Origin of the sequence: uncultured Gemella sp., from assembly GCF_963515875.1 — a bacterium.
In the GTDB taxonomy this organism is placed as follows: Bacteria; Bacillota; Bacilli; order Staphylococcales; family Gemellaceae; genus Gemella.
Map to the genome: position 1 here is coordinate 22461 of NZ_CAUPZX010000018.1, position 12180 is coordinate 34640.

Annotated in this window: 8 protein-coding genes and 1 riboswitch; all 8 genes read right to left on the reverse strand. The window is 31.6% G+C overall.

Going from position 1 to position 12180, the window contains the following annotated elements; translation table 11 throughout:
* Positions 1–113 precede the first annotated feature (113 nt).
* The 8 genes from RWL85_RS04600 to RWL85_RS04635 all read right to left on the reverse strand — a co-directional run bounded on the left by RWL85_RS04600 (position 114) and on the right by RWL85_RS04635 (position 11624).
* Positions 114–1559 (reverse strand): N-acetylmuramoyl-L-alanine amidase, encoded by a 1446-nt coding sequence (locus tag RWL85_RS04600; RefSeq protein ID WP_314085459.1) that lies wholly within the window; start codon positions 1557–1559, stop codon positions 114–116.
* 1 nt (position 1560) lies between these two features.
* Complete coding sequence (gene dtd / locus RWL85_RS04605) at positions 1561–2013, reverse strand: D-aminoacyl-tRNA deacylase (RefSeq protein ID WP_314085460.1); 453 nt, start codon at positions 2011–2013, stop codon at positions 1561–1563.
* 8 nt (positions 2014–2021) lie between these two features.
* Complete coding sequence (locus RWL85_RS04610; RefSeq protein WP_314085462.1) at positions 2022–4199, reverse strand: bifunctional (p)ppGpp synthetase/guanosine-3',5'-bis(diphosphate) 3'-pyrophosphohydrolase; 2178 nt, start codon at positions 4197–4199, stop codon at positions 2022–2024.
* Between the two features lie 216 nt (positions 4200–4415).
* Complete coding sequence (locus RWL85_RS04615; RefSeq protein WP_314085464.1) at positions 4416–5912, reverse strand: amino acid permease; 1497 nt, start codon at positions 5910–5912, stop codon at positions 4416–4418.
* An 88-nt stretch (positions 5913–6000) separates the two neighbouring features.
* A riboswitch (Lysine riboswitch) is annotated at positions 6001–6179 on the reverse strand.
* Between the two features lie 297 nt (positions 6180–6476).
* On the reverse strand, positions 6477–7640 hold the full coding sequence (locus RWL85_RS04620; RefSeq protein WP_314085466.1) for a carbamoyl phosphate synthase large subunit: 1164 nt from the start codon (positions 7638–7640) through the stop codon (positions 6477–6479).
* Positions 7641–7665: 25 nt separating this feature from the next.
* Positions 7666–8406, reverse strand: a complete 741-nt coding sequence (locus RWL85_RS04625) for an alpha/beta hydrolase-fold protein (RefSeq protein WP_314085468.1) — start codon at positions 8404–8406, stop codon at positions 7666–7668.
* A 31-nt stretch (positions 8407–8437) separates the two neighbouring features.
* Entirely contained in the window at positions 8438–9268 is an 831-nt protein-coding gene (locus RWL85_RS04630; RefSeq protein WP_314085470.1) for an alpha/beta hydrolase-fold protein, read from the reverse strand.
* 454 nt (positions 9269–9722) lie between these two features.
* Positions 9723–11624 carry an LPXTG cell wall anchor domain-containing protein gene (locus tag RWL85_RS04635; protein ID WP_314085472.1) on the reverse strand — a complete coding sequence of 634 codons (1902 nt, stop codon included), beginning with the start codon at positions 11622–11624 and terminating at the stop codon, positions 9723–9725.
* Positions 11625–12180: the final 556 nt, after the last annotated feature.

A 12180-nucleotide genomic window follows, 5' to 3' on the forward strand; every position in this document is an offset into this window, starting at 1 on the left:
TTTTCCTATGTCCCGAACTTGACAAAGAGCCTTATAAAACCTAAATAAAGAAACCTAACAAAACTGTTACTTAAATAATTGATTTTGTTAAGTTTCTCATTTTATCTTTTTTTCTATTTACTAAATACCCATGCTTGAGCTAAGTTATTTTTAATATCATTTTCTGTGAAGCCATTGTAACTCGTAAGTTTAACATCGTCATCATTTGGATCATTTATATAGAATTTATCGTCTTCATAACCACGAATTACTTTATAAGTTACTCTATTACCAAATACCCCAGATTTTAACCTTACTAATATAGGTTTATTATCTTTCAAGGCATTTTCCAAGTTTTCTACTAGCTTATCAGTTTCGATTCTCTCTACTTTAAGATTATATTTTTCTGCGAATGCTGTAATAATTGTAGGTTGTGTTCCTTGATTTCTTATGTAGTACTTATTCCCCGCCCATGAAGCAAGATTTTCTACAGTAGCCTCATCTTTACCTACATACTTAGCAATCATCGCTAACGATATAATAGCATCTCCATTATCTTCAATTGTTTGCTTACTATCTAATCCATATGCAATATTTTTATAGGCATCTTGCTTCATATAATACATAGGAACAGCAAGACCTTTTTGAGGTAAGTTAAGTAATTGTTCTTTTCTTTTTGCATTATAATTGTCGATATTAATTAAATAATATAAATAGCCCTCAACACCATCTCTTAATGCTTCAATAAACTGCTTATTTGCAATTTCATTATTTAATAAATCTACATCTATTTTATTTCCAATATTACCTGAAATCAGTTTAACTTGAGGAAGCTTGTCACTCAATTGTGAAAAACTAGCCTGTTTTTCTGATGAAGAAATCTTAGAAATATAGTGTTCTGTAAGATTTCTTTCAATACTTCTCGCTACAATAGATGATCCTTGAGTACCATAATATACTTTTACTCCAAATATATCTTTATTATTATCATTAAAAGTATCTATGTCCATCAACATTTCTACTGAATTTTCTGCAGCAATTTTTGTTATCTCTTCTTTTGAAGGATAAGCATCATCATTGTCCCTTGTTAAAAGAACTTTTATACCATCTCGTTCTAATATTTCTTTTAATCGCTTAGCAACTCTTAAATTATAAGTTTTCGATGAAGTTCCTTTGTAATCATGATTATCTTCATATGAGTTAATCGGATTTAGTAATATTGAATAAGATTTTAATTTTTCTTTATTTTGATCTTCAGGACTTTTCTGTCCAGTTCCTAAAATACTCCAGCCTGGTATCCAACCAACATAGCTATCATTAGTTTTTACTTCGTACCAAGTTTCTGATTTACTCAGCATTTCTACATTATCACCAGCTGTTACTTTTTTCAATGTTGGATAAGTATCATCTGGACCAGTTCTTAACTCTATCTCTTTAGAGATAGTAATAATATTTTGAGCATTAGCTGATGGATTTAATTTTTCACCAATAAAATTAATTAATCCAGCTATTACTAGAATTAGCAATAATGCAGAGATGACTAAGAATACTCCATTTTTATTTTTTCTTTTTATTCTCATATTAATTTCCTGCTGTTAATTTTTCATAAACAATAGTTACTGGTCCATCATTAACTATATTTACTTCCATCATAGTTTGGAATATACCAGTTTCTACTGTAATACCCTCTTCTTTCAGATATTCATTAAATTTTTCATATAATTCGTTTGCTTTTTCTGCACCTGCTGCACTAGTAAAACTAGGTCTATTTCCTTTTTTTGTATCAGCATATAATGTGAATTGTGAGACCGATAAAATGCTTCCTCCAACATCTTTAAGGCTTAGATTTATTTTGTCATTTTCATCCTCGAATAAGCGAGCTTGGGCAATTTTTTTTGCTAAATATCTAGCATCTTCTTCTATTGATTCTTTATGAACTCCAACTAAAAGACAGTATCCTTTATCAATATTTCCCACTATTTTATTATCTACACTTACACTAGCTTTCTTTACCTTTTGTAATATAATTTTCATATATCCACCTATTTAACTATTCTTTCTACACTATATATATCTGGAATTTGACGTAATTTTTTAATCATAAAGTCACACTCACTGACATTTTTCACATATATTCCTATAGTAATCACGCAAGTTTTATCAGATTTAGACTCAGAATTTAATTTTTTGATTTCTACTCTACTTTCACTAAGTGTTAAAAGGACATTTTGAAGAAGCAAATCTCTATCAAAGGCATGTAACTGTAATGTAACGCTGTATCTACGCGCATTTAGACTTTCTACCCACTCAACTTCTAATAATCTTGCATTATCTTCTTCACTTAAATTGGGGCAATTACTTCTGTGGACTGTGACACCACGTCCTTTAGTAATAAATCCTACAATCTCATCCCCTGGTATAGGCTGACAACATTTTGATAATCTTACAAGAATGTTATCTACTCCTTTTACATAGACACCTGTTTCAGTTACTATTTTCTTTGTCTCTTCTGCATTGAAAAGTTTCTCAATTTTCTCTTGAGTCATCTTTTCTTTTCTTATTTTCTCTGTTAATCTTGCAAAAACTTTATTTGCCGTGATACCACCATATCCAATAGCAACATACATTTCTTCAAGATTAGCAAATTTATATTTATTTAAAGCAACAGCAATGTTCTCTTCTGTCATAACTTCATCAATATCAAAGTTATTCGCTTTAATTTCATCTTTTAATAATATTTCACCTTTTACTAAGTTTTCTTCACGAGCAGCTTTTTTAAAGAATGCTTTGATTTTCGACTTAGTTTGTGATGATGTAGCTATTTCTAGCCAAGATCGTTTTGGTCCTGTTGAGTTTTTGCTAGTACGAATATCGCAAATCTCACCTGTGGAAAGCACATAATCAAAGGGTTCTATTTTATCATTTACAGTTGCCCCAACCATTTTATTTCCGACTTCTGAGTGAATAGCATAGGCAAAGTCTACAATACACGAACCTTTTGGCAATTCTATAATATCACTATTTGGTGTGAATACATAAATCTTGTCACTTAATAAATCTACTTTTAATGATTCCATAAAGCTTTCTGCTGTCGCTTCGGTCTCATCATTTTCCGCAATTTTTTGGAACCAATTTAGTTTTTCATAAAAATTATTATTTTTATTTACTTTCTTACCTTCTTTATAAGCCCAGTGAGCAGCAATCCCTTTTTCTGCAATTTCATGCATTTCATAAGTTCTAATTTGAACTTCTAAAGTTTGACCATCAGGAGCAATTACTGTTGTATGCAATGATTGATACATATTAGGTTTCGGCATTGCAATATAGTCTTTTATTCGTCCTGGAATTGGAACCCAAAGGTTATTTACAAGACCTAAAGTAGCATAACAATCTGCTACACTATCTACTAAAACACGTACTGCAAGTAAATCATATATTTGGTCAAACGTTTTATTTTGTTTAACCATCTTTTTATAAATACTATAAATATGTTTTGGTCTACCTGTTACCTGTGCTTTTATATTATTATCAGCTAAAATTGATGTAATACTAGAACAAGCATCTTTTATACTCTCTTCTCTAGCACTTCTCTTTTGTTTCATCATCCCTACAATTGAGAAATATTGAGATGGATGCAGATATCTAAGTGAAGTATCTTCTAATTCCCATTTAACAGAACTTATCCCTAATCTGTGTGCTAAAGGAGCATAAATTTCAAGTGTTTCACTTGAAATCTCACGTTGTTTCTCTTCTCTCATATACTTCATAGTTCTCATATTATGAAGCCTATCAGCAAGTTTAACAAAAATAACTCGTAAATCCTTTGCTATTGAAACAAAAAGTTTTCTATGATTTTCTGCTTGTGATTGTTTTTTAGAACGGAATTTTACTTTTTCTAATTTTGTAACACCGTCTACTATTATCGCTATATCTTCTCCAAATGCTTCTTTTATATCATCAAATGTGTACTTAGTATCTTCTACAACATCGTGCAGAAAACCAGCACAAATTGTTGCATAATCTAATTTAAGTTCAGTTAAAATTCCTGCAACTTGAACTGGGTGTAATATATATGGTTCCCCTGATTTTCTAAATTGTCCTTCGTGAGCAATTTTTGCAAATTCATAAGCTTTTCTTATAATTTCAATTTGCTCATCTGATAAATATTTACTCGCCATATCTTCTACATTTTGATAACTATATGGGTATTCAAGATTCACAGAAATTCCTCCTCTTTCTAAATTTAATCTATCCTTTATAATACCACAAAAACAAGAAAATTTCCCGTAATTTAACTATAATATATCAAGTTTTAAGCAAATTAATTACATTTATTTTAAACTTTACAATATGTAAATTTAAAATTAAAAATTATATTTCACTTTTAGTAAAAAAAATGAAAAATCCTAGTTCAAAATGAACTAGGATAATATTAATTATTTAACATCTACATCTTGAGATAAATCAACTTTATCTAAAGGTATCATTTTTGTTTTATATCTAATTTTGTGGTATAGGTAGAAGAATAAGAAGATTGGAACTCCCATATATGTTGTCAACATACCACTCCAGTTTACCACACCTTTAGTAATAAGTTCTGTATCTTGACCGATAATAACGATGATACATAATACTAAAGCAATGATTGGACCTACCGGGAACCATTTAGCTCTATATTTAAGATCATTTAAATCTTTACCTTGAGTCACATAAGCTCTTCTGAATCTATAGTGACTTAGCGCAATTCCTAACCAAGCGATAAATCCAGTTAATCCACTTGCTGCTACGATATATGTATAAGCATTAGCACTTGTAAGTTGGATTAAGAATATTAAGAATACTACTACAGCAGTTGCGATTAATGAGATAACTGGTGTTCCGTATTTTGTTACGCGTCCAAATATTGGATAAGCTAATTTTTCTTTACTCATTGCATAAAGCATTCTTGTTGATGCATACATACCAGAGTTACCTGCTGATAAAATTGATGTTAAGATTACTGCATTCATAACACTTGCCGCTAAAGCAAATCCTGCATTTTTGAAGACAATTGTAAATGGTGATTTAGCAATTTCCTCTGCACTTGCAGCTCCTAATAAATCAGGTGAAGTATAAGGTATTAATAATCCAATTACTAAAATAGCTAATACGTAGAAAATTAAAATTCTCCAGAATACTTGTTTAACTGCTTTAGGAATACTTTTCTCTGGATTTTCACTTTCACCAGCAGTAATACCGATTAACTCAGTTCCTTGGAAAGAATATCCTGCAATTAAGAATACCCCTAAAGTTGCTAGAAGTTGACTTGATAATGAAGTGTCTTCTCCAATGAATGGTGCATCACCAATTGTAAGGTTTTTGAATCCGATATATTCTCCACCTAAAATACCGAAAATTGTTAAACATCCTACTACTATAAAGATAATAACTACAACTACTTTAATTAAAGCAAACCAATATTCACTTTCACCATATACTTTAACACTTAGTGCGTTTAAAGCAATAATAATTACTAAGAATAGTAAACTCCAAGCCCAGTGAGGAAGAACACGCATAGGCTCCCAATAGCTAATTGCTAGTGCTGATAATTCTACGTCAGCTGCCACTGTAATTACCCAGTTAAACCAATAGTTCCATCCTAATGCAAATCCTAATGAAGGATCCACATAACGTGTAGCATATGTACTAAAAGACCCTGATGTAGGAAGATATGTTGCCATTTCCCCTAATGATGTCATTAAAAAATATACCATAAGTCCGATACATAGGTAAGCTACAATAGCTCCTCCAGGTCCCGCACTTTGAATTGCTTGACCACTTGTCATGAATAATCCACTACCGATACATCCTCCGATAGCAATCATACTAATATGACGTGATCGTAAATTTCTTTTTACTTCTGTTGCATTATTGTTATTGCTGTTGTTTGTCATAATAAAAACCTCCTTGATAAAAATAAAAAAGCATAACCTTCTACCATATTTGCACGGAGTTATACTTCACATTATCTCTCCAAAACAAGATATTAGTAGCGCAACATAGCCTCACGACTATGACAGTCCTATACTTAGTTCAATATAGACCCAACAATATTAACATAGGATTAATATCATTTCGGCGACGTTTCCTTTCAAGTAATATCATCAAGCCCTACACTTTCAATTACCTTACTGATAAAAATCGCAACCTCTACCTCACTTACTTTGTGAGGTACATATTCAATTAACTAATGATTAGTATAATATACTTTTTCTTTATTGTCAACATAAAATTTAAAATTTTCTAAAAATTCAATATACTAATTTTTAAATTACAAATATAACTCTTCTAAAATAAGTAATTACTAAACATAATATATATAACAATTTCTAAACTTTTTAGTATAACATTTTTAACTAAATAATCTTCACGTTTAATATTATTCCACAACAGTAAAAATCAAAGCAATGTAAAACTAAGCTTTTCTAAAATTAATTTCACATTGCTTTGACCTGATTCTATTTTAATTTTCCTACGAATTTTTCCATCTCTTTCATTTCTTCAAGAGTATCAGCTACAAGAACATACATTGTATTTCCTTGAAGTTCAGCGAAAGCTTCCGGCATTCTTAGAACTGCTTTTAATTTATCTTGATATTTATTTCTAATATCTTCATCTGAGTAAACATAATCTTTATAATCACGTCTTGTTGAAGCTAATCCGTATTTTTCATCAACATTTAAACCATTAAATGTTCCATTAGCTACTTCAGCATAAACTCTGAAATAATCTGTTGAATGAGCAAAATTGTACACATCTACTGCAAATGCACCCGCAGGGCGGTTATTGTATTCAATTGCTATATAATCATCTTTTGTTTTAAAAAATTCAATATGGAAAAATCTTTCCTTCATACCAAATGCTTTAACAGATTTTTTACCGTACTCTACTAATTTTGGATCTAAATCTTTATCGATATAATATACCCAATCTAAAGTATTATTATTCAATAAGTCTAATGGAGTGTGGTAATAAACGATACTAGTATAGAAAACAATATTCCCCTTAGCATCTACTAATCCATCGAAAGTCACTATATCAGAGTTATCAACGAATGGTTCTAAGAAATAATGTGTAGTTCCATCCCATTCTTTTTTGAAGTTTTCCACATCTTTCTTATCTTTAAGTTTATATGTTGCCGAAGCTCCTACTCCATTATCAGGCTTCGCAATTAGTGGAAGTTTTAATTTCTTCACACCTTTTTCAATGTCGCTTTCTTTTTTCACTAAGAAACCTGGTACAACAGGAACCCCTGCTTTTTCAAAGTATTTTTTCATCTCTGACTTATGTTTTGTCTTTTTAAGATCATTTTCTTTTAAGCCGAACACATTAAACTGAGTACGTAAAGCTGCATCTAATTCCATCCAGTGCTCATTTTGTGATTCAATTCTATCAATATGACCATGTTTGTGATATAAGAATGCAACCGCTCGTTTTACTTCATCAACATCATCAAGACTATTAACTCTAAAATACTCAGTTAATGCTTCCTTAAGTCTTTGATCTAACTGGTCATATGGTTCTTCCCCAATTCCTAATACATTAATTCCCTGATTTTTTAACTCAATAGAAAATTTTTGAAAGTTGTGTGGGTAATATGGTGATATAACTATGTAATTCATAAATCTTTGTCTCCTCTTAACTTTATTATAAATTTAACTTATCTAAAAAGTATGGCATTTGTATTCTCCACCAAGGCCAGTCATGAGCAACATCTTCTCCCCAAACATCAAACCATGCTGGAATATTTTTTTCTTCAAATGCTCTTTTTAAACTATAGAACGATGGCAAACCATCTTGTTCCCATGGACCTAAACCTGTACATACAATAATGTCAGCATTTCTATAATGATTAATAAACCATCCATCATTTTGATTCCAAATATTATCACTTGGTGAATTTCTGTAGATTAGCTCATCATTACCGTATTCTCCAACGAAAAATCTAGCCTCGTATACACCACTAAGTGAAATTACTTTTCCAAATACATCAGGATGTTGTAAGAAGATATTAAATGAGTGATATCCTCCCATACTACATCCAGTAGCCATCATTTGTCCGAACCAGCCTGTTTTATGTTTAATAAATGGTATAGCTTCTTCAATAACATATTTTTCATATTGTGTATGAGCTAAGGCTCTATCATGACCATTTTTCCAATCGCATAACCATGATTCACTATCAACACTTGATAAAGTGAAAAATTGAACCTTACCTTCATTTATAAAACTCTCACATGCATGAATCATTCCAAAATCATAGTATTCATTATGTGTTCCTCCTGACGACGGGAACACAACAATAGGTAATCCTGCATGACCATACCTATTAAGTACCATCTCTCTTCCTAAATTTCCGCTATAATGACTTAGATACTCTATATTCAAACTAAAAACCTCCATTTTCTATAAATTTCTTTTACCAGTTTTCACTAATAAATCTTAAACACTCTGGCAAATATTTTGCCCAACATTCTTCACTATGTTCACCGTTGGCTACAACATTTAATTTCAACTCACTTGTTGATAATCCTGCCTCAATTAACTGTCTATAGTAATCTAAACTTGCATCTATATATAATTGTTTTAAATTACCATTTGCCAATTTTTGATCTGTATCATCACCTTCATTTGTTCCTACTTCGATATATACTCTTTGATCTGAGACTTTATGTTTCGAAATAAATCGATCAAATTCAGGTTTGTTTAACCAATTCGCAGATGAAAATACTCCTAAGCAGCCTACGACATCTTTATATTCTAAACCAATATATTGTGAAATATTAGCTCCTAAAGAACTACCTATCATCGCCGTATATTCACGTTGTGGCTTTGTTCGATAAGTACTATCTACAAATGGTTTAACAACATTCACAAAAAAGTCAGCATACTCAGAGCCTAGTCCACCTAAAGTTAGTCCAAAATTTAATATTGGTAAACTTGAAAACTTCCAAGGTGCATATTCATTCATTCTTCCCTCGTTATCATTATCAATTCCAACTATTATCATCTTTGTCATATCTGGATTTCTTTTTATTGCTGGTATAACTTTCCATGAATGTCCACTAAATGATTCTCCACTATAAAAAACATTTTGACCGTCATTCATATATACTACAGGATAGTGTTTGTGTTCATCTTGAGCATAACCTTTCGGTAAAAGAACTCTAATACGACGATTTTTCCCCGTATAAGGAACTTTCAACTCATGCTCCTTCATCTCTAAATAAAAATACGCATCTCTATTCATTTTATTTTCCTTTAAAATTATTGTTATAGCTATAATTTTACAATATTTCTCTTATAAAATCAATTAATTGAGTGTATTCTTTCACGATTTTTCTGAAAATTAACATTTTCATATTATTTTTCATACTAGTGTAATCTTTATATTAAAATAATAGATAAAACGAAAAAATAGGAAAAAAGGGAGTGACTCAAAAATCGTGATTTCGTAGAAATCGATTTTGTCGAGTCACCCCCGCAAAGTTTATTAGATATCTAAAAAGCTTTTATAAAGCGAATTTAGATATCAATAAACCACTGCGTCTATGAGTTTCCATATAAACCTTGTTAAAATTTAGGGCTTTTGGGTCAGCCCCTTCTTCCTAATTTTCAAAATCAACCGTATTTGACAAAGAACCAGAAAGAGAGTATGGAAAAATTTCCACACTCTCTAATGTTTTTTATACACTAATTAACGATTAGTTGTTTAATTTACGTCTCACAGCAAGACCTACTAAAGCGATTAAGCTTAATCCTAATGCTGCAGTGCTAGAAGTAGTCATACCTGTGTTTGGTAGAGAACCTTCTTTAGCTTTATCTTTAGCTTCATCTTTAGCTTCAGTTTTTGGTCCAAAGCTATTTCCATCAGTTACACCTGGAGTTGGTACACCTGGTTGAGGAAGTTTAGATAAGTCATACTCGGGAACTTCGTTAATTGCTGGTTTGTTTGTATTAGATACTATTGCGAATTTACTGAAGTGATCTATTTCAAATGTTACAACACCATCTTTTGTAGTAGAGTCTATTAATTTTAACTCTCCGTTATCTTTTATGTGATAAACATCTACATCTTTTTCTCCTTCTTTTAAGACAATGGCAACTGTACGTTTTGCATTTGAATTAACTACCTGATTATCTTTGTCTAGAAGTTTTAAATCTAATATTCTGATTTGATTGTCTGCAGGTAAGTTTAATTTTTCTAGAACTGAACTTGCTAAGGCTTTATCTTCTACAGGAGTTGCAGAAAGTTTTGCTGCAGTTGTTTTATCAGTTAAAGTAACTTTAACCCCTGAAGCATCATTTGAGAATATATTGTTTATTATATCTTCAGATGGAGTTGCGTTGTTGTTTGTGTTAGTATTTTCCGCATTTGAATTATTATTAGGTTTATTTTCTGGAGCAGGTTTGTTTTCAGGTTTATTATTTCCTGTGTTATCATTATTTCCGGGTTTCACTTCTGTGCCAGCATTGTTGTTAGTACCAGCGTTTGCGTTACCATCATTGTTTGGTTTCACTTCTGTACCAGCGTTGTTTGGTTTGGTATATTCGCCTAACAGATGCAGATGTGCATATTTAGAAAGTAAATCACCTCTATGATCAACTCTATAGTTATGATCAGGATCTACTTTATATACCCACATCATTCCTTTGCCTTTGGTAATATATTTTAAATCACCACCATTCTTAGATAATGGATAGTAGTCTCCAACGGTAGCATTAGGATTTTCTGCAATATTTACCTTAACTTTAGTTACAGTTTTGTTATCATCTCCTTCGAAATGGTAAGAAATATTTACTATGTTTTCTTCAGCATTAGAATTATTGTTACCTGAGTTAGTGTTACCATTGTTTGGTTTCACTTCTGTGCCAGCATTGTTGTTAGTACCAGCGTTGCTAGGGTTAGTTCTAGATATTTCGCTTTTAGGTAAGTAGCGGGCATAGAAAGTAGTCTCGTTACCAAAAAGATCGTTACGTGAGCTTAGGGTTACACCTTCACTGCCTTCAACAAATGCACTTGCACCAGTAAATACATATCCACCAGGCAATGTTTCTGGGATATGATCTGACAATGGTTGGTTAGGAGTAACATCAACTACTTTTTTGGTAGGCTCCCTTGGAATACCGTCGTAAGGGCAGTAGAAGATCGTTACTTTGTGAGGTTTTTCATTATTGTTAGTGCCAGCGTTGCTAGGGTTAGTTCTAGATTTTTTTAGTTTTAGGTTGTAGCCGACATAGATATTAGTCCAGTTACCAAAAAGATCGTTACGTGAGCTTAGGCGTTCACCTTCACTGCCTCCACTATTTGCTCCTGCATCAGCGAATACATATCCACCAGGGAATGTTTCTGGGATATGATCTGACAATGGTTGGTTAGGAGTAACGTCAACTACTTTGCTACTACTACTGCTACTGAATGGACTCATTGGATCGTCGTAAAAATCGTAGTGAATCGTTACTTTGTGAGTTTCTTCAGCAGCGTGAACCACCCCACCATTTAAATTAAGCACTGACGGAGCTACTGCTGGAGCTACCCCACCAAGTACTCCTGCTAAACTTGCAGTCGTTATTGCCGATAAAACTCTTTTTGTATTTTTATTCATTATATATACCTCCATAAATTATCTCTTTTATAATTAAATTATAATTTTTTATTTAATTTTAAAAAAATAATTATCTTTTATACTTTTCTAGCCATTATTATATCAAAAAAAAAAAAAAAAAATCAATCGTTTTTTATAAGAAAATAGTTCATTCATAAAGAATCAAAATAATTGTAAATGTCAATAAAAAATTGCACGAACTAACTGCCGAGCAGGTACGTGAAAAAACTGCTCAAGGACTTCATAATAACTTTAATGCTAAGCCAAGTAGTAGTAACTGGAAAATATTGGTTGTATACTAAATCCGGGGCATGGAAAAAATTCCAGCTCCGAATTTCAATTTTTATATACAAAAAGACAAATATCCAAAAATGCTGCCTAGATTTCTAGAGTGAATTTTTCCCATGCCCCGAACTTGACAAAAAGCCAATAAAGAAGGGAGCGTCTCAACAATATCATGATTCCTTTTGAAACTGATATGTACCCCTTTTACTGGACAAGCCAGTGAAAGGGGTATTTTTTATGCGTTATAGTTATGAATTTAAAGTAAAATGTG